Genomic DNA, 21,200 nt, shown 5'->3' on the forward strand with positions numbered 1-21,200 from the left:
CCCCCGCCAGGGAAAGAACGGGCGGGTTGCGGTCGACAGTTTCATAGTGTTTCGGTGGTCATAGCGTGAGGGAAACGCCCGGTTACATTCCGAACCCGGAAGCTAAGCCTCACAGCGCCGATGGTACTGCAGGGGGGACCCTGTGGGAGAGTAGGACGCCGCCGAACAATCATTCAGAAGAAGCCCCCTTCCTTCGGGAAGGGGGCTTCTTCGCGTTTAGCGACGGTGCCGGGTAAAGTCTTGCCCGCAACGTCACCGTACGACAGGAGGCTCCGGGTGGAGGTCCAGGAGACGCGCGTCCAGACCGACCGCGTCCTCACCATCCCCAACCTGCTCAGCATGGCGAGGCTGGTCGGGGTCCCGGTCTTCCTCTGGCTCATCCTCTGGCCCGAGTTCGGTGGGCCGAACAACGACGGCTGGGCATTGGCGATCCTGATGTTCAGCGGTGTCAGCGACTACCTGGACGGGAAGCTGGCCCGCCGCTGGGGGCAGATCAGCCGGATCGGTCAGATCCTCGATCCGCTGGCGGACCGGCTGTTCGTGCTCTCCACCCTGCTCGGGCTGACCTGGCGCGGGATCCTGCCGTGGTGGCTGACCGGCATCCTGCTGGCCCGCGACCTCTTCATCACTTGCCTGCTGCCCGTTCTCAACCGTCACGGCTACGGCCCGCTGCAGGTGAGTTTTCTGGGCAAGGCGGCCACCTTCAATCTGATGTACGGCTTCCCGCTGCTGCTGCTGGGGCAGGGCGACGGCTGGTTCCACAGCACGGCGAACGCCGTCAGCTGGGCGTTCATCTGGTGGGGCACGGTGCTGTACTGGTGGGCCGGCATCCTCTATGCGATGCAGACCCGGCAGATCGCCAGGGCGGCGACCGGAGCGACCACCCTCTGAGACACGGTGCCCGACACGCTGTAATCGTGGCGCAGTTAACCCGCGCTCCCGCGCGTCGGATCATTTTTGCCGGGTAGAGGTGTCCTGGAACGGTTTGATGGACGGCGAGTCCATTGCCGCGAAGGAGGACGCACCCGCAATGAAAGCCGTTGTGATGGCAGGAGGCGAGGGAACTCGTCTCCGCCCGATGACTTCGAGTATGCCGAAGCCGCTTCTGCCGGTGGCCAATCGCCCGATCATGGAGCACGTGCTTCGGCTGCTCAAGCGGCACGGCCTCACCGATACGGTCGTCACCGTGCAGTTCCTCGCATCGCTGGTGAAGAACTACTTCGGCGATGGCGAGGAACTCGGTATGAGCCTCAGCTATGCGAACGAGGAGATTCCGCTCGGCACCGCGGGGAGCGTCAAGAACGCCGAGGACGCACTGCGGGACGACTCCTTTCTGGTGATCTCCGGAGACGCCCTCACCGATTTTGATCTTTCCGAGCTGATCGCTTTTCACCGGAGCAAGGGCGCCCTGGTCACCGTCTGCCTCACCCGGGTCCCCGACCCATTGGAATTCGGAATCACGATCGTCGACGACGAGGGCCGGGTCGAGCGGTTCCTGGAGAAGCCCACCTGGGGGCAGGTCTTCTCGGACACGGTGAACACCGGGATCTACGTCATGGAGCCCGAGGTCTTCGACTACGTCGCGGCGGGGCAGTCGGTGGACTGGTCGAGTGACGTCTTCCCCCAGTTGCTCAAGGAGGGCAAGCCGGTCTACGGGTACGTGGCCGAGGGCTACTGGGAGGACGTCGGCACGCACGAGAGCTACGGCAAGGCGCAGGCCGACGTCCTGGAGGGCAAGGTCGACGTCGAGCTGGACGGCTTCGAGATCTCGCCGGGCGTCTGGGTCGCGGAGGGCGCCGAGGTGGATCCGGAGGCGGTCCTGCGCGGCCCGCTCTACATCGGCGACTACGCCAAGGTGGAGGCCGGTGTGGAGCTGCGCGAGCACACGGTGCTCGGCAGCAACGTGGTGGTCAAGCGCGGCGCGTTCCTGCACAAGGCCGTGATCCACGACAACGTCTACATCGGACCCCAGACCAACCTGCGCGGCTGCGTGGTCGGCAAGAACACCGATGTGATGCGCGCGGCCCGGATCGAGGACGGCGCGGTCATCGGCGACGAGTGCCTGATCGGCGAGGAGTCGATCATCGCCGGCGGGGTGCGGGTCTACCCGTTCAAGACCATCGAGGCCGGCGCCTTCGTCAACACCTCGGTGATCTGGGAGTCGCGCGGCCAGGAGCACCTGTTCGGGGCCCGCGGCGTCTCCGGCATCCTCAACGTCGAGATCACCCCGGAGCTGGCCGTGCGGCTGGCCGGCGCGTACGCGACCACCCTGAAGAAGGGCGCGACCGTCACCATCGCGCGTGACCACTCGCGTGGTGCCCGTGCGCTCAAACGGGCGATGATCTCGGCACTGCAGACCAGCGCGATCGACGTCCGGGACCTGGAGAACGTGCCGATGCCGGTGGCCCGTCAGCACACCGCGCGCGGCAGTGCCGGCGGGATCTTCCTGCGCACCACGCCCGGTGTGCCGGACTCGCTGGACATCCTGTTCTTCGACGAGCGCGGTGCCGACCTTTCGCAGGCCGGCCAGCGCAAGCTGGACCGGGTCTACGCCCGCCAGGAGTACCGCCGGGCGTTCCCGGGCGAGATCGGCGACCTGACCTTCCCGTCCAGTGTCTTCGACTCCTACGCGGGCAACCTGCTGCGGGCGATCGACACCACGGGGGTGCGCGAGGCCGGGCTCAAGGTGGTGGTGGACACCGCGCACGGCAGCGCCGGTCTGGTCCTGCCCAGCATCCTGGGCCGGCTCGGGGTGGAGGCACTGAGCGTCAGCAGCGGTCTGGACGAGGCCAGGCCCACCGAGGACGCCGAGGAGCGCAGGGCGGGCCTGGCCCGGCTCGGTGCCCTGGTGGCCTCCTCCCGGGCGGCCTTCGGGGTGCGGTTCGACCCGGTGGGCGAGCGGGTCTCCTTCGTGGACGAGCTGGGCCGGGTGATCGAGGACGACCGGGCGCTGCTGGTGCTGCTCGACCTGGTCGCCGCCGAGCGGCGCAGCGGGCAGGCCGCGCTGCCGGTGACCACCACGCGGATCGCCGAGCAGGTCGCGGCGTACCACGGCACCCAGGTCACCTGGACCAGCACCTCACCCGACGACCTCGCCAAGGCGGCCGCCGCCGAGGGCACGATCTTCGGCGGTGACGGCCGGGGCGGCTTCGTGGTCCCCGAGTTCAGCGGGGTGCTCGACGGGGCTGCGGCGTTCGTCCGGCTGGTCGGCCTGGTGGCCCGCACCCAGCTGACGCTCAGTCAGATCGACGCGCGGATTCCGCAGGCCCACATGCAGCGCCGCGACGTGGCCACCCCGTGGGCGGCCAAGGGCATGGTGATGCGCTCGGTGGTGGAGGCGGCCGGCAACCGGCTGCTGGACACCACCGACGGTGTCCGGGTGGTCGAGCCGGACGGCCGCTGGACCCTGGTGCTGCCCGACCCGGCGGAGGCGGTCACCCACCTGTGGGCCGAGGGGCCGGACGACGAGGCGACCCAGAGCCTGCTGGAGGAGTGGGCGGCGGTGGTCGACAGCGCCGGACGCTGAGCCAGGCCTGACCGCGCGGCCCGTCACGGCCGGTCCCTGACGTCGGGGGCTGGTCGTCGCGGGCCGCGCGGTCATGGGACGATGTCCCGCATGTCAGCGACGCGGCCACCGACCAGGGGACACGGGCGGTTCTCCCGCCCTGACGCCTCGATGACGTTGCTGACCACCGTCATGGACCAGAGTCTGGACGAGGGCTACGCGGCTGCCGCCCGGGCCCGGGGCGAGGTGGGCCGCCGTCGGCTGCCCACCACCGCCAAGGGCCGGCTGGTGCTCGCGACAGGTCTGGCCCTGGCGGCCGCGGTGGTGACGGTCAGTGGGGTCAACGCGCACGAGGCCGAGCCCACCCTGGCCAAGCAGCACGACGCGCTGGTCCAGCGGGTCAACGACGGCACCGCGGCCGACGACAAGCTGCAGGCGCAGGTCGAGGCGGCGCGGACCCAGGTCGACCAGGAGCAGCGGCGCGCCCTGAAGGAGAACGGCGACGACGCCGCCCTCGCCGCGCTGACCTCCGCGGTGGGCACCGGCGCGGTCAAGGGCCCCGGTCTCAAGCTGGTCCTCGACGACGCCTCCGATACCGGCGGCGGCGGGGTCGACCCGCGCACCGCCGACAACTTCAGCGGCGAGCGGCTGCACGACCGGGACCTGCAACTGATCGTCAACGGCCTCTGGCAGGCCGGTGCGGAGGCGGTCGCGGTGAACGGACAGCGGCTCACCGCGCTCTCGGCGATCCGGGCCGCCGGTGACGCGATCCTGGTCGACAACCGGCCGCTGGTGCCGCCGTACACGGTGCTGGTGGTGGGCGACGAGAAGCGGCTGCCGGGCGCCTTCCAGGACAGCATGGGCGGTCAGTACCTCCGGCTTTTGGAGGACAGCTACGGGATCAGGGCGACCGTCAGCCCGCAGCACTCGTTGGACCTGCCGGGTGCGGTCGGCTTCACGCTGCGGCTCGCCACACCCGACGAGGGTTCGGCCGCTCCCGCACCGGTGTCCTCCGCAGGCCCGGCACCCGCTCCCGCCGGGAGTCCGGCAGCCAAGCCCTCTTCCACAGCCTCCATAGGCCCCTCGCCTTCAACGACAGGAGCATCCAAGCCGTGATCGCCGTACTGGGCCTGGTGGCCGGGGTCGTCGCCGGACTCTTCGTGCAGCCCTCGGTGCCGGCCGCCGTGGTCCCGTACCTGCCGATCGCGGTGGTGGCCGCGCTGGACGCCGTCTTCGGCGGGGTGCGGGCGATGCTGGACGGGATCTTCGACGACAAGGTCTTCGTGGTCTCCTTCCTGTCCAACGTGGTGGTGGCCGCGCTGATCGTCTTCCTCGGCGACCAGCTGGGCGTGGGGTCGCAGCTGTCCACCGGCGTGGTCGTGGTGCTGGGCATCCGGATCTTCTCGAACGCGGCCGCCATTCGGCGCCATGTGTTCCGGGCCTGAGGCCGGGGCGAGACGTGACACAGGACGAGACTGCGGACGAACCGCGCGAGCCGGGGGAGCGCCACGCGACGGCGCCCGAGACCGGCGCGCCCCCGATCGACGCACCTGACGGCGGCGAACCCGACACCGACGAGCCGGTCGGCGACGACCCCGGCACGGACGAACTCAGCACGGAGGACCCCGGCACGGACGGACTCGGCACGGACGAACCCGCCGAGGAGCAGGCCCCGGCTGCGGAGGGCGTCGCCGGGGACGAGAGGGCCGACGAGTCGTCCGCCCCCGCGCGGCCCCCGCTCGACGGCCGCGGACGCCTGCGCAAGGCCCTGTGGCCGCCGCGCCTGTCCCGTGGCCAGCTGGTGGTGGCCCTGCTGCTCTTCGCGCTGGGCCTGGGCCTGGCGATCCAGGTGCGCAGCACCAACGACCACAGCGCGCTGCGCGGCGCCCGTCAGGAGGACCTGGTCCGGATCCTGGACGAACTGGACAGCCGTCAGCAGCGTCTGCAACAGGAGAAGGGTCAACTGGACCAGTCCCTCACCCAGTTGGAGAACAGCTCGAACCAGGCCAAGGAGGCGCAGGAGCAGACCCGGCAGAAGGCGCTGGAGCTGGGCGTGCTGGCCGGCACGGTCAAGGCCAGCGGACCGGGGATCGTACTGACTGTCGATGACCCCCAGGGGCAGGTCAAGGCAGATATGCTGCTGGACACCCTGCAGGAACTCCGAGCTGCGGGGGCGGAGGCGATTCAGATCAACGATGTCCGAGTGGTGGCGCACACCTACTTCACCGACCTGCCCTCGGGCGGGGTGGCGATCGACGGGAAGAAGGTCGCGCAGCCGTACCGCTTCACGGTGATCGGCAGTCCGCAGGACCTGACGCCCGCTCTGAACATTCCGGGCGGCATCGTCCGTACTTTGGAGAAGGAGCAGGTGGGTACCAACATCTCGGAGCAGCAGAAGCTGACGGTGGACGCACTGGCCGCACCCGGATCGGCGCAGTTCGCCAAGCCGGCGGCGAAGTGAGGAACCATCCGATTCGCCTGACGCCCCGTCGGCTGGACCACTTCCCACCTGCGCGACTGAGCGCCCCCCGGTGCAGACCACCGGAACGGCGTCGGTCAGACTGTGCTGTACCACTCCCGAAGCCCCGGCCGAACGCCGGGCTCGCCGCCTGTCCGAGGTTCTCACCCTGCCCCGCGGGCGGGTCTGTTTCACGCAAGGGGATTCGCCCGTGAGTTTTTTCTCGAAGCTGTTCGGCCGCTCCAACCGCCGTCGCGCGGCGGTGGAAATGCCCACCGCGCGCCATCGGCGCGAGGAGGACGAGGCGGGCCAGGTCCCCGGGATGCGTGGCGCCCCGCAGGACGGCTACCAGCCGGCCGGTGAGCGCCCGCTCTTCCGCGACGCGGGCTACGGCGCGTCGGTTGACCCTTCGGGCGGCCCGCGCATAGGTTTCCCGTCAGGACCCTCAACCTCTGGTGGAGGGTTTGCCCCGGAGTCCTATGCCGGGCATGTCCCAGGGGGAGTACCGCGCCAGGAGGCTGCGAACATGACCGGCCCGATCGTCTGTCCCCGGTGCGGCAACCAGAACCCGGCCACCGCCAGGTTCTGCAACAACTGCGGCAGCCCGCTGCGCGGTGGTGCGCCGGAGATGCCGGCCGAGACCACCTCGACCATCTCGATCTCCGGCCTGGAGTCCTACGACCCCACGGCCACCGGCACCGGGGCCACCCCGGCGCTCTCGGCCGAGGTGCTGGCCGCGATCGACGCGCTGCCCCCGGGCTCCGCGCTGCTGATCGTCCAGCGCGGTCCGAACTCCGGCAGCCGCTTCCTGCTGGACGCGGACGTCACCACCGCCGGTCGGCACCCGCAGGGCGACATCTTCCTCGACGACGTCACCGTCTCGCGCCGGCACGTGGAGTTCCGCCGTCGCCCGGGTGGTTTCAGCGTCGCGGACGTCGGCAGCCTGAACGGGACGTACGTCAACCGTGAGCGGATCGACGAGGTCGGTCTGAACAACGGTGACGAGGTGCAGATCGGCAAGTACCGCCTGGTGTTCTTCGCGGGACCTCAGCGGTACTGAGGCACCGGGGGCGCCGGCGGGGCACGGGGCTGGGGCACGGGCGGACGGCGGGGGGATTCGGCACCACGACGGCGGCAGGAGAGCGCGAGTGACCTCGAATCAGACCGTGACCCCCCAGCGTCGCCCCGGCGGCCTCGTGCCCCGGGCGGCCGAACCACGCGGCGGCGAGCTGCTGAGCATCGGCGCGGTGCTCGCCTTCCTGCGCGAGGACTTCCCGGAAGTCACCATCTCCAAGATCCGCTTCCTGGAGGCGGAGGGCCTGGTCGAGCCGCAGCGCACGCCCTCGGGCTACCGCAAGTTCGGCCCCTCCGACGTCGAGCGGCTGGCCTACGTGCTGCGCATGCAGCGCGACCACTACCTGCCGCTGCGGGTGATCCGCGAGCACCTGGACGCGATCGAGCGCGGGGAGGCGCCGCCGGCCCTGCCGGCGGCGGACGCCCGCCCCGGCCCGCTGGAGGAGGCCGACCGCGAGCTGGTCGCAGCCGCGGGCCCGAGCTCGGGCGTGCGGCTGGGCCGGGCCGAGCTGCTGGCCGCCGCCGGGGCCGAGGAGCGGGACCTGGCCGCCTGGGAGTCCTACGGCCTGGTGGTGGCCGGACCGGACGGCGGGTACGACGCCGACACCCTGCAGATCGCCCGTCTGGTGGCAGAGCTCGGACGGTTCGGTCTCGAACCGCGCCACCTGCGCCAGGTGAAGGCCGCTGCCGAGCGGGAGATCGCGCTGGTGGACCAGGTGGTCGCCCCGTTGCGCCGCCACCGCAACCCGCAGACCAGGGCACACGCCGAGACCACCGCCCGCGAGCTGGCCACCCTGGCCGTGCGGCTGCACGCCACCATGGTCCAGGCCGGGCTGCGGCCCTAGGTGTTCTGACCCGCGAGGTCGGGTCGGGTGCGGCGCGCCCGTGCGCGGGGACCGGCCGCGCTTTCATATCTCGGAGCGGGGCCATAGGGTTGCCTTGTGAATGAGCTCGACGTCGTAGGTGTCCGGGTGGAGATGCCCTCCAACCAGCCGATCGTCCTGCTGCGCGAAGTGGGGGGTGATCGGTACTTGCCGATTTGGATCGGCCCAGGCGAGGCGACCGCGATCGCCTTCGCCCAGCAGGGCATGACGCCTGTGCGACCGCTGACCCACGACCTGTTCAAGGACGTGCTGGAGGCGCTGGGCCAGCAGCTCACCGAGGTGCGGATCACCGACCTGCGCGAGGGCGTCTTCTACGCCGAGCTGGTCTTCACCGGTGGTGTGGAGGTCAGTGCCCGGCCCTCCGACGCGATAGCGCTGGCGCTGCGCACCGGCACCCCGATCTTCGGTGCCGAGGAGGTGCTGGCAGAGGCCGGCATCGCGATCCCGGACGAGCAGGAGGACGAGGTCGAGAAGTTCCGCGAGTTCCTCGACCAGGTCTCGCCGGAGGACTTCGGCGGCAGCGCCCAGTAGCCGCGGATCCGGTCGGCGAGCGGCCCGCAGTGGGCCGCGCGGTCTGGCGTCCGAGCGGGAGTCGATCAGCTGTTTTGCCAAAGTGTTCGGTCGTACCCACACTGGGGGCACGCGAAACCACTCTCCGGAGTGATTCGGTTTCGCCAACCCGGCGTGGCGATCGTTGACGCGTCTTGGACGACTGCCTACCGTCAGGGGTGGCCGCCGGGTTGACCTGAACCGGGCGCCCGGCGCACGAGTGGACGGAGGTTGGCATGAGCAGCAGCGGCGACGAGGCGGCCCTGGGAGGCCCGTGCGCCCTCCATCCGCCACGTGGCAACCGGGCGATGATCGGCCGTTCCTGGGAGGCTCCGGCGGTCGAGACCATCGCCGACCTGCCCAGAGTCGGCCGCTTCCCCGCGGTCCAGCCCGGCCAGCCGGCCGTCGAGCGGATCACCCCGGCCCCCGGGGCGCTGGCCTATCGCGGGCCGACGGCCTGTGCGGCGGCGGGCATCACCTACCGTCAGCTCGACTACTGGGCCAGGACCGGCCTGCTCGAGCCGAGCGTGCGGGCCTCGTACCCGACCGGTGCGCAGCGGCTCTACAGCTTCCGGGACATCCTGATCCTCAAGATCGTCAAGCGGCTGCTGGACGCCGGCGTATCGCTGCAGAACATCCGGGTGGCCGTCACCCATCTGCAGTGCGCCGAGGTGGCCGCGCTCTCCGGGTTGACCCTGATGAGCGACGGGGCGACGGTCTACGAGTGCACCTCGCCGCAGCAGGTGGTCGACCTGCTGAAGGGCGGTCAGGGGATGTTCGGCATCGCGGTGGGTGCGGTGGCGCAGGAGCTGGAGGGCACCCTGTCCCGGCTGCACGCCGAGCGCACCGACACCGGCGAGACGTTGCTCGGACACGACCCGGCCGACGAACTGGCCCAGCGGCGCAACCGCGCGGTCTGAGCCCTGCACCGGCGGCCGTGACAGCGGGCGCCCCGCCGCGGAACCATCCGGGATCGGCCACTCGTCCGCGCTGGTGATGGATCATGGGTCGACCAGGGGCGGACTGATCGTGCGGGTGCGGATACGAGTGAGCGGGCTGCTGCGGGGGCGTCGGCGGCAGCGGCGGATCTTCCAGGGCCTGGTGCTGCTCGGCGCGGCCGCGCTGCTGCCCAGTGCCTGGCTGTTCTGCTCGCAGGACTCCCGGATCCGAACTGTGGCCGACGTGCCGGCCGAGCCGGTCGCGGTGGTCTTCGGCGCCGGGGTGGTGAACGGGCAGCCCTCGGACTACCTGGCGCACCGGCTGGACGCCGCCCTGCAGCTCTACCGGGCGCACAAGGTCCAGGCGATCCTGGTCACCGGGGACAACAGCCGGCCCGACTACAACGAGCCCGGCACGATGTACGACTACCTGGTCGCGCACGGGGTGCCGGCGGTGCGGGTGGTGCGCGACTACGCGGGCTTCGACACCTGGGACTCCTGCGACCGGGCCCGGCGGATCTTCGGCGTCGACCACGCGGTGCTGGTCAGCCAGGACTACCACGTGCGCCGGGCGCTGGCGCTCTGCCGGGCGGCGGGCATCGACTCCTACGCCGTCGGGGTGCCCGAGACACGTGACGCCACCTGGTACTACGGCGGCCTGCGGGAGCTGCCCGGGGCGGACAAGGCCGCCTTCAGCGCCCTCTTCCACCCGGACCCGACGGATCTCGGGCCCAAGGACCCGGGCGTGGCGCGGGCGCTGGCGGACGCGGTGCACCCGGCGGGCTAGGACAGGCCCTGGCGAGGGCCCGGCCGGCCCGTGCCTGCCGGACCCGCTCTGTCAGCCCCGCTCTGTCAGACCACTGCGCGATGATCGACTCGTGCGGACAGTGCCGAGCATCCTCCACCTCGACATGGACGCCTTCTTCGCCTCGGTGGAGCAGGCGGCCAAGCCGAGCCTGCGCGGCAAGCCGGTGGTCGTCGGCGGCCTCGGCGGCCGCGGCGTGGTCTCCACCGCCTCCTACGAGGCCCGGGTCTTCGGGGTGCACTCCGCGATGGCGATGGCCGTGGCCCGTCGGCTCTGCCCGAACGCCGCCTACCTGTGGCCGCGCTTCGTCGCCTACCGGGAGATCAGCGAGCAGGTGATGGCGATGATGCGCGAGCTGTCGCCCCTGGTCGAGCAGCTGAGCGTGGACGAGGCGTACGTGGACCTGGCCGCCGGCCCCTACGGTGCGGCGCTGGCCGCGGTGCCGCCGGGCGAGGGCAGCGCGCTCGTCGAGGCGATCGCCCAGGACCTGCGGGCCGACATCCGCCGCCGCACCGGACTGACCGCCTCGATCGGCGCAGCCGGCTCGAAGCTGATGGCCAAGATCGCCTCCGAGCAGGCCAAGCCGGACGGCCTGGTGCTGGTGGCCCCCGGCCAGGAGCGGGCGGTGCTCGGTCCGATGCCGGTGCGGGCGCTGCCGGGGGTGGGCCCCGCCACCGAGCAGGCGCTGCGCCGGGCCGGGCTGCTGACCGTGGCCGAGGTGGCGAAGCAGCCGGAGGACGAGCTGGTGCGGCTGCTCGGACGGGCGCACGGGGCGGGCGTGTCGCTGATGGCGCGGGGGCTGGACGAGCGCGCCGTGGTCCCGGACCGGGACGCCAAGTCGGTCTCCGTGGAGGACACCTACGAGGTCGACCTGGCCGATCGCGACCGGGTGCTGCACGAACTGGACGTGCTGGCCGCGCGCTGCGTGCGACGGCTGCGGGCGGCCGGCCGTTCCGGTCGGACGGTGGTGATCAAGGTGCGCCGGTTCGACTTCAGCACGCTGACCCGCTCCGAGACGCTGCGCGGACCCACCGACGACGAGCGGGTGATCGCCGCCACCGCCCGACGGCTGGCCGCCCAGGTCAACCTGACGGGCGGGATCCGGCTGCTCGGCGTCGGGGTCTCCCAGCTGGCCGAGTTCACCCAGGAGGACCTGTTCGCCCAGGCGGCGGCCGAGGCGGCCGAGGAGGCCGAAGCGCAGGCGGCGGCCGAGGCCGAGCAGGCGGACCGGACGGAGCCGGGCGAGCCCGCCACCGCCCCCACCCCGACGGCGGGGGCCGACCAGGCGCTGGGCACCCGGATCTGGATGCCGGGCCAGGACGTGCGGCACGAGGAGTTCGGCGCCGGCTGGGTGCAGGGCAGCGGGGTCGGCCGGGTCACGGTCCGCTTCGAGACGCCCGACTCGCCGCCGGGCCGGGTGCGCACCTTCCTGGTGGACGACCCGGCGCTGAGCCCGGCCGAGCCGCTGCCGCTGCGGCCGGTGGAGGAGTAGCCACCCGGCCAGGGCCGGTCGCCCCCAGGGCGCCACAGGGCCGGAAAGGGCGAACGCCCCGCCCGAGAAGCTCGGGCGGGGCGTTCGACGGTCCGGCGCCACCGATCCCTGGACGGCGCCGGGCGGGCTCCCGGCGGTCGTGCACCGGCGGGAGCCCCAGCGCGTCAGGCGCTGGTCTTGGTGGGCTGCGGCGCGTCGGCCGACTGGTCGACCGGGGCGGTGGCCTGCCGGGCCGTCCGGATCGCGAACGGGACCAGGGCGGCGATCAGGCAGATCACGGCGGTGATCCAGTAGGCGTGCTTGTAGGCGTCCAGGGTCGGCAGCTGCACCTTGACCATCGCCGCGATCTGCGGCGGGAACTTGATGGTGTCGCCGGTCAGGACTGCACCCAGCACGGCGGTGCCGATCGCGCCACCCACGGTGCGCAGCACCGCGTTCATGCCGTTGGCGATACCGCTCTGCTCGGCCGGGACGGCGCCGTTGATGAAGGCGGGCATGGCCGCGTAGGCCAGGCCGACGCCGAGGCCGAAGAGCCCGGCGGCGAAGTAGACGTCGCCCTCGGCGCTGTGCCGCAGGGCCAGGTAGGCCATCGAGACGGCACCGAACAGGCCGCCGAGCACCAGCGGCAGGCGCGGGCCGCTGCGGCCGATCAGCATCGCGCCGATCGGGGCGGCGACCATCGAGCCGGCCGCGGAGGGCAGCAGCAGCACACCGGCGTGCAGCACGGTGGCGGTGAAGCCGTAGTGGGCGAGCTGCGCGGGGGTCTGGGTGAAGTTGCTGATCACCAGGAAGGAGCCGTACATGCCGAAGCCGATGAGCAGGCCGGAGATGTTGGTGAAGGCGACGGCCGGGCGGGCCATCATCTTCATGTCGACCAGCGGGTGCTTGACCTTGACCTCGACGATGCCCCAGATCAGCGCGACCACGGCGGCGACGGCGAACAGGCCCAGCGTCTTGGTGGAGGTCCAGCCCCACTCGTTGCCGCGGCTGACCGCGATCAGCAGGGCGGAGAGCCAGCCGGCCAGGGCGATGGCGCCCAGCGGGTCGGCGCCGCCGTTCTTGTCGGTCACCGGGTCGTTCGGCACCCGCAGGACCACCAGGGCGATGGCGACGACGGCGGCGACCAGGCCCATCCAGAAGATGGACTTGTAGTCCCAGTGCTCCAGCAGCACGCCGGTGGCGACCAGGCCGAGACCGCTGCCGACGCCCATCGAGGCACTGATCGCGGCGACGCCGCCGGTGATCTTCTCGCGCGGCAGCTCGTCGCGGACGATGCTGATCGCCAGCGGCAGCACGCCACCGCCGGCGCCCTGCAGCACGCGGGCGACGATCAGCAGGGTGAAGGAGTGGGTCGCCACCGCGAGCCCGGAGCCGAGCACCAGCCCGCCCAGCGAGATCAGCAGCATCGGCTTGCGGCCCCGCAGGTCGCCGAAGCGGCCCAGCAGCGGGGTCAGGACGGCCGCCGAGAGCAGGTTGGCGGTCATCAGCCAGGTGATGTTGGAGCCCGAGACCTTCAGCTCCAGGGCCAGCGACGGCAGGATCGGCACGACCGCGGTCTGGATGACGCTGTAGGCCAGCATCGCCAGGATCAGGGCGGGCAGTACCCGGGCACTGCTCGGTTTCGCGGCCGAGGCGGTGGGCTTGACTGCCTCACTCACGGTGGCTCCTTCAGAAACGGGCTGAGCGGCTTTCCAGCTGCTTCAAGCCAGCGATAGTCAATGAACTGAAGTAACCATGCCGAAAGTGCTTCACTCTGTCAAATATCTACCGCTGAAGCTTTGTCGAGGCCGACGGCCCGGACCCGCGCGAGCGGGTCCGGGCCGTTCGATCGGGCCGGTTCGGCCGGGCCGCCGGGGGTCAGCCGACGAGGCCGGTGGGGGTGCCCGCCTGCTGCGGCGCGGGCATCGGGGTGTGCCCGGGGGTGGCGGCGGTGCTGTCGTGGATCTCCACCTGCTCACGGCGCAGCTCGTCGCGGATCACCTTCTCCTCGGTGTACCGCTCGACCACCAGGCGCACCCGTTCGAGCGGAGCCACGTACTTGCGCACCGTCGGACGCTCCTCGCGCAGCGTCACCTCCTCGACCGCCTCGGCGATCTCCTGCGCGGTGAGGGTGGCCCGCTCCGCATCGCTGACCGGTACCCGCTCCACCCGGACCCGTTCGCGCACCACCTCGATCCGGCGCTCCACCGGCTCGGCCACCACGTACTTGCGCAGACTGGCGGTGCCCAGCACGTGCCACTCGTTGACGATCTCCAGGCGCTCCTCGCGCAGCGTCAGCTCCACCGGCCCGGGCGGCGCGTTGGTGGCCGGGCCGTGGTCGGCGCCGGTCTTGGGCGCGGTGCGCACCGGGTCGGGGGTGGGGCTCGGCGGCGGCTCGACCGGCTTGTCCAGTCCGATGGTGGCCGGCGCCGACTGCGCGGCACCCTGGGCCCGGGGCAGCTGGGTGGTCGGCTGGCCCGCGCCCGCCTCGGCCGAGCCGTTGGTGCGGGCCGCAGCGGCTGCCACGGGGGCGGCGGCCACCCCGAAGTCCAGGTCCGGCGAGCCGTTCGTGGTGGTGGCGCGCTCGGTCGTGCGGCCGGTGCCGGGGGAGTCCAGGCCGTAGTAGCGGTAGAGCTGCAGCTCCTGGGCGGGCGAGAGGTGCTGACCGACGCCGAAGTCCGGCGACTCCTTGATCAGGGACTTGTCGTAGGGCACGCGCAGCTCCTCGCCGGAGAACTCGCTCGTGGTCAGCGGGACGAACGCGTCCCGGCCGAAGATCCCGGTGCGCACGGCGGCCCACTCGGGCTCGCCCGTGGCGTCGTCGAGGTAGACCTCGTCCACCGTGCCGATCTTGTCGCCGTTGCGGTCGACGGCCTTGTGCCCGATCAGGTCTCGGGGATCGATGTCGGTCTGCACGCTTTCCTCTTCCTCCTGTGGCTGCTGCCTGCGATTCACACCAAAAGGCACGGATCGGATGACGGCGAGCCAAGCGCCGCCGTCCGTGCGCGGACTGCGCCAAGTGGGCGAGCACATTCGCTCACCTGCACGGTCGTCCGACAGGCCCGCGCTGGTACCCTGGGCGCGACCGCCGAACCCGCTCGGGAGAGTCCCCACCCTTCGGAACAGAGGGGACTGGGGCGCCGAAGGAGCAAACCCTCCCCGGAATCTCTCAGGCATCCGTACCGTGTGGGATAGGTCACTCTGGAAAGCAGGGCAGGGCCGCGGGCGAGGGAGCCGGCGGGCACCACCCTCACCGACGGTGCAAGCCGGCGGGGCGTCAGCTCCGTGCGGGCGAAGCTCTCAGGTCCCGATGACAGAGGGGGAGGCCTGTCGGGCTCGCCCGTCCAGGTCCATCCGCTCTCCACAGCGGCGCGGGCCCGCGGCGTGCGTGCCCCCGCCGGTCCGTGACCAGGAGGCCTCGACCACCATGACTGCCCAGCCGACCGCCGGTCGCCCCCGCAGCTCCGCCACCCTCGCCGAGCTCGAAACCGCCAGCCCCTTCGAGTCCCGCCACATCGGCCCCGACGCCGCCGCCCAGGAGAAGATGCTGGCCCAGGTCGGCTACGGCTCGCTGGACGAGCTCTCCGCCGCCGCGGTCCCCGAGGCGATCCGCAGCATCACCGGCCTGGACCTGCCGGCCGGCCGCAGCGAGGCCCAGGTACTGGCCGAACTGCGCGAGCTGGCCCGGCAGAACCAGGTGCTCACCCCGATGATCGGGCTGGGCTACTACGGCACCTTCACCCCGCCGGTGATCCTGCGCAACGTCATGGAGAACCCGGCCTGGTACACCGCCTACACCCCGTACCAGCCGGAGATCTCGCAGGGCCGCCTGGAGGCGCTGCTCAACTTCCAGACCCTGGTCTCCGACCTGACCGGCCTGCCCACCTCCGGCTCCTCGCTGCTCGACGAGGGCACCGCGGCCGCCGAGGCGATGGCGCTGGCCCGCCGGGTCACCAAGGTCAAGGGCGGCGTCTTCCTGGTCGACGCCGACACCCTGCCGCAGACCCTCGCGGTGATCCGCACCCGCGCGCTGCCCACCGGCGTCGAGGTGGTCGTCGCCGACCTGTCCGAGGGCATCCCGGCCGACATCGCCGAGGGCGGCGTCTTCGGCGTGCTGCTGCAGTACCCCGGCGCCTCCGGCGCGGTGCGCGACCTGGCCGCCGTGATCGAGCAGGCGCACGGGCTCGGCGCGATCGTCGCGGTCGCCGCCGACCTGCTGGCGCTCACCCTGCTCAAGTCGCCCGGCGCGCTCGGCGCCGACATCGCCTGCGGCACCTCGCAGCGCTTCGGCGTCCCGATGGGCTTCGGCGGCCCGCACGCCGGCTACCTGTCGGTGCGCGCCGAGTACGCCCGCTCGCTGCCCGGCCGCCTGGTCGGCGTCTCGGTGGACGCCGACGGCCACCGCGCCTACCGGCTGGCGCTGCAGACCCGTGAGCAGCACATCCGCCGCGAGAAGGCCACCAGCAACATCTGCACCGCCCAGGTGCTGCTCGCCGTGATGGCCTCGATGTACGCCGTCTACCACGGCCCCGACGGCCTGGCCGACATCGCCCGCCGCACCCACCGCTACGCCGCCGCGCTGGCCGCGGGCCTGCGGGCCGGCGGCGTCGAGCTCGCCCACGAGGCGTTCTTCGACACCGTGACCGCCAAGGTCCCGGGCCGTGCCGCCGCGGTGCTCGCCACCGCGCGCGAGGCGGGCATCAACCTCTACCAGGTGGACGCCGACACCGTCTCGATCTCCTGCGACGAGACCACCACCCGCGAGCACCTGGCCGCCGTCTGGGCCGCCTTCGGCGTCGCGGGCGTGGACGCGGACTCGGTCGCCGAGACGCTCCCGGGCGACCTGCTGCGCGAGGACGAGTACCTCACCCACCCGGTCTTCCACAGCCACCGCTCGGAGACCGCGATGCTGCGCTACCTGCGCCGCCTCTCGGACCGGGACTACGCGCTGGACCGCGGCATGATCCCGCTGGGCTCCTGCACCATGAAGCTCAACGCCACCACCGAGATGGAGGCGGTCACCTGGCCGGAGTTCGGCCAGCTGCACCCCTTCGCCCCGATCGACCAGGCCCAGGGCTACCTGACCCTGATCCGCCAGCTGGAGCAGCAGCTGGTCGAGGTCACCGGCTACGACGCCGTCTCGATCCAGCCGAACGCCGGCTCCCAGGGCGAGCTGGCCGGTCTGCTCGCGGTGCGCGCCTACCACCACGCGAACGGCGACACCCAGCGCGACGTCTGCCTGATCCCGGCCTCGGCGCACGGCACCAACGCCGCCTCCGCCGTGATGGCCGGCATGCGGGTGGTCGTCGTCAAGACGCTGACCGACGGCGACGTGGACGTCGAGGACCTGAAGGCCAAGATCGAGCAGCACCGCGAGCAGCTCGCCGTGCTGATGGTCACCTACCCGTCCACCCACGGCGTCTTCGAGACCCAGATCACCGACATCTGCGCCCTGGTGCACGAGGCCGGCGGCCAGGTCTACGTGGACGGCGCCAACCTCAACGCGCTGGTCGGCCTGGCCAAGCCGGGCAAGTTCGGTGCGGACGTCTCGCACCTGAACCTGCACAAGACCTTCTGCATCCCGCACGGCGGCGGCGGCCCGGGCGTCGGCCCGGTCGCGGTGCGCGCGCACCTGGCGCCGTACCTGCCCAACCACCCGCTGCAGAGCGAGGCCGGTCCGGCCACCGGTGTCGGCCCGATCTCGGCCGCGCCGTGGGGCTCGGCGGCGATCCTGCCGATCTCCTGGGCGTACGTGCGGCTGATGGGCGGCGAGGGCCTCAAGCGCGCCACCCAGGTCGCGGTGCTGAACGCCAACTACATCGCCAAGCGGCTGGCCCCGCACTTCCCGGTGCTCTACACCGGCCCCGGCGGCCTGGTCGCGCACGAGTGCATCATCGACCTGCGCCCGCTCACCAAGGAGACGGGGGTGAGCGTGGACGACATCGCCAAGCGCCTGATCGACTACGGCTTCCACGCCCCGACCATGTCCTTCCCGGTGGCCGGCACGCTGATGATCGAGCCCACCGAGTCCGAGGACCTGCACGAGATCGACCGGTTCTGCGCCGCGATGATCGAGATCCGGGCCGAGATCGACAAGGTCGGCTCGGGCACCTGGGCCGCGGACGACAACCCGCTCCGCAACGCCCCGCACACCGCCGCCACGCTGGCCGGCGACTGGGCGCACGGCTACAGCCGCCAGGAGGCGGTCTTCCCGGCGGGCGTGAACCCGGCGGACAAGTACTGGCCGCCGGTGAGCCGGATCGACGGCGCCTACGGCGACCGGCACCTGGTCTGCTCCTGCCCGCCGCTGGACGAGTACGGCTCCTGAGCGGGATGAGCCGGCGGTCGGCCCCGGTGGGCCGGCCCCGGCCGCGCGCGTGACGAGGTCCCCTGCGGCAGGTTCCGCAGGGGACCTCGTCACGTCCGGGCCCCGGTGGGCCGGGGCCGCAACCCGTCCGGGTGGGCTGTCAGGCGGCGACCAGCCGCGAACGGTGCGGCGCGATCACCCGGCCGTCCGGCAGCAGCTCACCGGTGTCCTCGAACAGCAGGACCCCGTTGCAGAGCAGGCTCCAGCCCTGCTCGGGGTGGCGGGCGACCGGAACCGCCGCCTCACGGTCGGCCGACTCGGCCGACGGACACTCAGGTCGGTGCTGGCACATCGTTGTACCCCGCTTCACTCACGATCCCGCCCCCCTCAGCGGTGCCGGCCCGGGCCCTGAGGCCCCACGAACCCCGGAACGCCGTTGACGGTGGTCGGATCCTGTCCCGCCGGCCCAGGTGTGAGTCGGCGCTTCTGTGGGTAGGACAGGTGGTCCTTCCACGCAGTTCCCAGTGTCGGCATCCGGAGGCCGTCCCGCAGCTGTTTGGTGACATGCGCCACAACTCCAGGGCAGAGATCACCCATTCAGATGGTCGAACCGGGCGGCGGCGCAAAAACGGGCCACCCGGCCATGACTCGACCGGGTGGCTGCGAGGTAGTCCGAACGGGTGGGGTCAGAGGGCGGGCACCGCCGCGGCCAACGGAGCGGGCGCGGCCGGCCGCACCGGCGCCGCGGCACTCGGGCGGGCGAGCAGCGCGAGCAGGTCGCCCGCTGGATGGGCGCGGTGCGCGGCCACCCCGAGCGGGGCCGGGGCCAGCGGGATCAGCAGGTCCTCCTCCGGCGCGGCGTCGATGCCGTGCAGCCACAGTGCGGTGGCGTAGTGCCCGGGCATCGAGAGCAGCCGCGCCTGGTGGCTGGTGCGCAGCGACTGCACCAGGTGTCGGGCCTGAGCCAGTGCCCGCATGGTGGAGTCGAGATAGGGTCCCGCCGCGAAGTGCGCGAAGCTGTGGCCCTCGGCCGACTTCACCACCTCGGCCGCCGCCACCACTTGGCCGCCGTGCTCGATCAGGAACCGCCAACCCGTGCGCGGGGCCTCCGCCAGCGCGCGCGCCGTCGCCGTCGCGGGCGGCAGCTGGTGAACCGCCAGGGGATGGGAGGGCTGCAGCGGCCCGGTGGGACTGCGCAGCGCGGCGGCCCCGGCCTGCCGCAGGGCGGCTTGGGAGTTCAGGGCGGCCAGGACGGCGCGCAGGGCGCTCGGCGGGGGCTGGGGCGTTTGCAAGGTCATGGCGGGTCGCCTCTCCGTGCGAGATCGGCGTGCGAAAGCGGCATACCGGCGTGGCGCGACAGAGCCGGGTCCGGTTGGGCGTGATCGCGGGGCTGAGCGCGCGAGGGGGCCACGCGGCAAGCGAGGGAGCCGCCTCGGCCAAGGGTCGGGGCGGCGTGCAGCGCGAAGCCTACTCGAACAAGTGCGCAGGGTGACCTGTTTATCACCTTCTGTCGTGCCCGGCAAGTCGGGAAACACAGGTGAGAAGCCGTCAGCTCCCTTGTGGCGCAAGGCATAAGGGCGCATCGGGTATCGATCTTCCGGCTGGGCATGATGCTGGGCACCATGATGCTGGGCACGGTGACACCGGCCGAAGGGGGTATCCGTGGGGGAGAAGGTCATCGCGACCCGGGCCGACCTGGCGGACCGACAGCAGTACCGACGCAAACTGCAGTCCTGTCAGGAGGCGCTGGACCGGATGCTGCGCGAGGGCCGGTTCGACCGGCCCAGGGCCGTCCTGGGCCTCGAGATCGAGCTGAACCTGGCCGACGAGCAGGGCCTGCCGCTGATGAGCAACGAGCAGGTGCTCGCGGCGATCGGCTCCGCCGACTTCCAGACCGAGCTGGGCAAGTTCAACATCGAGGTCAACATCGCCCCGCACCGGCTCAGCGGCCACGTCTTCGAGGAGCTGCGCGAGGAGATCGACACCGGCCTGCGCTACGCCGACCGCCGGGCCGCCGAGGCCGGCGCCCGGATCATCATGGTCGGCGTGCTGCCGACCCTGGGGGTCGAGCACACCGGCCTGGACTCGATGTCGCACAACAACCGCTACACGCTGCTCAGCGACCAGATCATGGCGGCGCGCGGCGAGGACATCGCGCTGGACATCGAGGGGGTCGAGCACCTGGTGCTGGACTCGGTGACCATGGTGGCGGAGGCGGCGGCGACCTCGCTGCAGCTGCACCTGCAGGTCACCCCGGACCGCTTCGCCCCGGTCTGGAACGCGGCCCAGGCGATCGCCGCCGTCCAGGTGGCGCTGGGGGCCAACTCGCCCTTCCTGTTCGGACGCGAGCTGTGGCGCGAGACCCGTCCGGTCCTCTTCCAGCAGGCCTGCGACACCCGCTCGGCCGAGCTCAAGGCCCAGGGGGTGCGCCCGATCACCTGGTTCGGCGAGCGCTGGGTGGACTCGGCCGCGGAGCTCTTCGCCGAGAACCTGCGCTACTTCCCCGCCCTGCTGCCGATCTGCGACGACGAGGACCCGGCCAAGGTGCTCTCCTGCGGCGGTATCCCGCGGCTCGCCGAGATGCGGCTGCACAACGGCACCATCTACCGGTGGAACCGGCCGGTCTACGACGTGGCCGACGGCGTGCCGCACCTGCGGGTGGAGAACCGCTGCCTGCCGGCCGGTCCCACGGTCGCCGACACGCTGGCCAACGCCGCCTTCTACTACGGACTGGTCCGGGTGCTCGCCGAGCAGAGCCGGCCGATCTGGACCAGGCTGCCGTTCGACCGGGCCGACCGGAACTTCCACACCGCGGCGCGCTACGGCATCGACACCGCGCTGCACTGGCCGCGCCAGGGCCGCGGGGCGCGCGGCGCGCTCGCCGAGGTGCCGGTGGTCGACCTGGTGCTCGGCGAGCTGCTGCCGCTGGCCCACCAGGGCCTGGACGAGTGGGGCGTGCAGCCGGCCGACCGGGACCGCTACCTGGGCATCATCGAGCAGCGCTGCCTGCGCCGGACCAACGGTGCCGCCTGGCAGGCTGCCACCGTCCACCAACTGCGCGAGCGCTACGGGATGGACCAGGCGACCGCGCTGGCCACCATGACCAAGCGGTACATGGAGCTGATGCGCGGCGGGGAACCCGTGCACACCTGGCCGGTGGGGTGAGGGCCGGCCGGGTCGGCGCGGGGGTGAAAGCCGTGAAGGGCGTG

General features: G+C 72.0%; 17 protein-coding genes, 1 rRNA gene and 1 riboswitch. Of the genes, 14 read left to right on the forward strand and 4 right to left on the reverse strand.

Features of this window, described 5'->3' with window-relative positions:
• Positions 1 to 50 precede the first annotated feature (50 nt).
• From rrf to OG294_RS33390, 12 genes are all read left to right on the forward strand, one after another.
• Positions 51 to 167: ribosomal RNA gene (gene rrf / locus OG294_RS33335) — 5S ribosomal RNA — on the forward strand.
• A 109-nt stretch (positions 168 to 276) separates the two neighbouring features.
• On the forward strand, positions 277 to 891 hold the full coding sequence (locus tag OG294_RS33340) for a CDP-alcohol phosphatidyltransferase family protein (RefSeq protein WP_327070273.1): 615 nt from the start codon (positions 277 to 279) through the stop codon (positions 889 to 891).
• Positions 892 to 1,030: 139 nt separating this feature from the next.
• On the forward strand, positions 1,031 to 3,526 hold the full coding sequence (locus OG294_RS33345; RefSeq protein ID WP_327070274.1) for a mannose-1-phosphate guanyltransferase: 2,496 nt from the start codon (positions 1,031 to 1,033) through the stop codon (positions 3,524 to 3,526).
• 81 nt (positions 3,527 to 3,607) lie between these two features.
• Positions 3,608 to 4,621, forward strand: coding sequence for a DUF881 domain-containing protein (locus OG294_RS33350; RefSeq protein ID WP_442789272.1), 1,014 nt, complete (start codon positions 3,608 to 3,610; stop codon positions 4,619 to 4,621).
• Positions 4,618 to 4,950 (forward strand): small basic family protein, encoded by a 333-nt coding sequence (locus OG294_RS33355; RefSeq protein WP_327070276.1) that lies wholly within the window; start codon positions 4,618 to 4,620, stop codon positions 4,948 to 4,950. The genes OG294_RS33350 and OG294_RS33355 overlap by 4 nt, the downstream gene beginning before the upstream one ends.
• Before the next feature lie 14 nt (positions 4,951 to 4,964).
• A complete protein-coding gene (locus tag OG294_RS33360; protein ID WP_327070277.1) occupies positions 4,965 to 5,966 on the forward strand; it encodes a DUF881 domain-containing protein in 1,002 nt (333 codons plus the stop codon).
• Between the two features lie 208 nt (positions 5,967 to 6,174).
• Entirely contained in the window at positions 6,175 to 7,023 is an 849-nt protein-coding gene (locus OG294_RS33365) for an FHA domain-containing protein (protein WP_442789273.1), read from the forward strand.
• Positions 7,024 to 7,195: 172 nt separating this feature from the next.
• Positions 7,196 to 7,882 (forward strand): transcriptional regulator FtsR, encoded by a 687-nt coding sequence (ftsR, locus tag OG294_RS33370; RefSeq protein WP_327071766.1) that lies wholly within the window; start codon positions 7,196 to 7,198, stop codon positions 7,880 to 7,882.
• A 96-nt stretch (positions 7,883 to 7,978) separates the two neighbouring features.
• The gene (locus tag OG294_RS33375; protein ID WP_327070278.1) at positions 7,979 to 8,452 is read left to right on the forward strand and encodes a bifunctional nuclease family protein; all 474 of its coding nucleotides are present in this window, start codon (positions 7,979 to 7,981) and stop codon (positions 8,450 to 8,452) included.
• 254 nt (positions 8,453 to 8,706) lie between these two features.
• On the forward strand, positions 8,707 to 9,390 hold the full coding sequence (locus OG294_RS33380; RefSeq protein ID WP_327070279.1) for a MerR family transcriptional regulator: 684 nt from the start codon (positions 8,707 to 8,709) through the stop codon (positions 9,388 to 9,390).
• A 76-nt stretch (positions 9,391 to 9,466) separates the two neighbouring features.
• The gene (locus OG294_RS33385) at positions 9,467 to 10,195 is read left to right on the forward strand and encodes a SanA/YdcF family protein (RefSeq protein ID WP_442789274.1); all 729 of its coding nucleotides are present in this window, start codon (positions 9,467 to 9,469) and stop codon (positions 10,193 to 10,195) included.
• Between the two features lie 91 nt (positions 10,196 to 10,286).
• Positions 10,287 to 11,705: a DNA polymerase IV gene (locus tag OG294_RS33390; protein WP_327070280.1), complete on the forward strand. Its 1,419-nt coding sequence runs from the start codon at positions 10,287 to 10,289 to the stop codon at positions 11,703 to 11,705.
• A gap of 164 nt (positions 11,706 to 11,869) precedes the next feature.
• Here the strand turns inward: OG294_RS33390 and OG294_RS33395 are convergent, their stop codons facing one another.
• A complete protein-coding gene (locus OG294_RS33395) occupies positions 11,870 to 13,363 on the reverse strand; it encodes an MFS transporter (protein WP_327070281.1) in 1,494 nt (497 codons plus the stop codon).
• Between the two features lie 199 nt (positions 13,364 to 13,562).
• Positions 13,563 to 14,600, reverse strand: coding sequence for a PRC and DUF2382 domain-containing protein (locus tag OG294_RS33400; RefSeq protein WP_327070282.1), 1,038 nt, complete (start codon positions 14,598 to 14,600; stop codon positions 13,563 to 13,565).
• Positions 14,601 to 14,773: 173 nt separating this feature from the next.
• Positions 14,774 to 14,879, forward strand: a riboswitch (glycine riboswitch).
• A gap of 232 nt (positions 14,880 to 15,111) precedes the next feature.
• Between OG294_RS33400 and gcvP the strand changes: the two genes are divergently transcribed.
• Entirely contained in the window at positions 15,112 to 18,012 is a 2,901-nt protein-coding gene (gene gcvP / locus OG294_RS33405; RefSeq protein WP_327070283.1) for an aminomethyl-transferring glycine dehydrogenase, read from the forward strand.
• Positions 18,013 to 18,151: 139 nt separating this feature from the next.
• Here gcvP and OG294_RS33410 read toward each other — a convergent pair whose 3' ends face one another.
• Together OG294_RS33410 and OG294_RS33415 are read right to left on the reverse strand one after the other, a co-directional pair.
• On the reverse strand, positions 18,152 to 18,343 hold the full coding sequence (locus OG294_RS33410) for a DUF5999 family protein (RefSeq protein ID WP_327070284.1): 192 nt from the start codon (positions 18,341 to 18,343) through the stop codon (positions 18,152 to 18,154).
• A 334-nt stretch (positions 18,344 to 18,677) separates the two neighbouring features.
• Complete coding sequence (locus OG294_RS33415) at positions 18,678 to 19,289, reverse strand: hypothetical protein (protein WP_327070285.1); 612 nt, start codon at positions 19,287 to 19,289, stop codon at positions 18,678 to 18,680.
• Between the two features lie 364 nt (positions 19,290 to 19,653).
• Between OG294_RS33415 and OG294_RS33420 the strand changes: the two genes are divergently transcribed.
• Positions 19,654 to 21,156, forward strand: coding sequence for a glutamate-cysteine ligase family protein (locus OG294_RS33420; protein ID WP_327070286.1), 1,503 nt, complete (start codon positions 19,654 to 19,656; stop codon positions 21,154 to 21,156).
• Positions 21,157 to 21,200: the final 44 nt, after the last annotated feature.

It is taken from the genome of Kitasatospora sp. NBC_01302 (assembly GCF_035976515.1).
In the GTDB taxonomy this organism is placed as follows: domain Bacteria; phylum Actinomycetota; class Actinomycetes; order Streptomycetales; family Streptomycetaceae; genus Kitasatospora.

Coding starts and splice junctions, on each gene's coding strand:
- OG294_RS33345 (WP_327070274.1), top strand. CDS start 1,031: ATGAAAGCCGTTGTGATGGCAGGAGGCGAGGGAACTCGTCTCCGCCCG.
- OG294_RS33350 (WP_442789272.1), top strand. CDS start 3,608: ATGTCCCGCATGTCAGCGACGCGGCCACCGACCAGGGGACACGGGCGG.
- OG294_RS33380 (WP_327070279.1), top strand. CDS start 8,707: ATGAGCAGCAGCGGCGACGAGGCGGCCCTGGGAGGCCCGTGCGCCCTC.
- OG294_RS33385 (WP_442789274.1), top strand. CDS start 9,467: ATGGATCATGGGTCGACCAGGGGCGGACTGATCGTGCGGGTGCGGATA.
- gcvP (WP_327070283.1), top strand. CDS start 15,112: ATGACTGCCCAGCCGACCGCCGGTCGCCCCCGCAGCTCCGCCACCCTC.
- OG294_RS33410 (WP_327070284.1), bottom strand. CDS start 18,343: ATGTGCCAGCACCGACCTGAGTGTCCGTCGGCCGAGTCGGCCGACCGT.
- OG294_RS33415 (WP_327070285.1), bottom strand. CDS start 19,289: ATGACCTTGCAAACGCCCCAGCCCCCGCCGAGCGCCCTGCGCGCCGTC.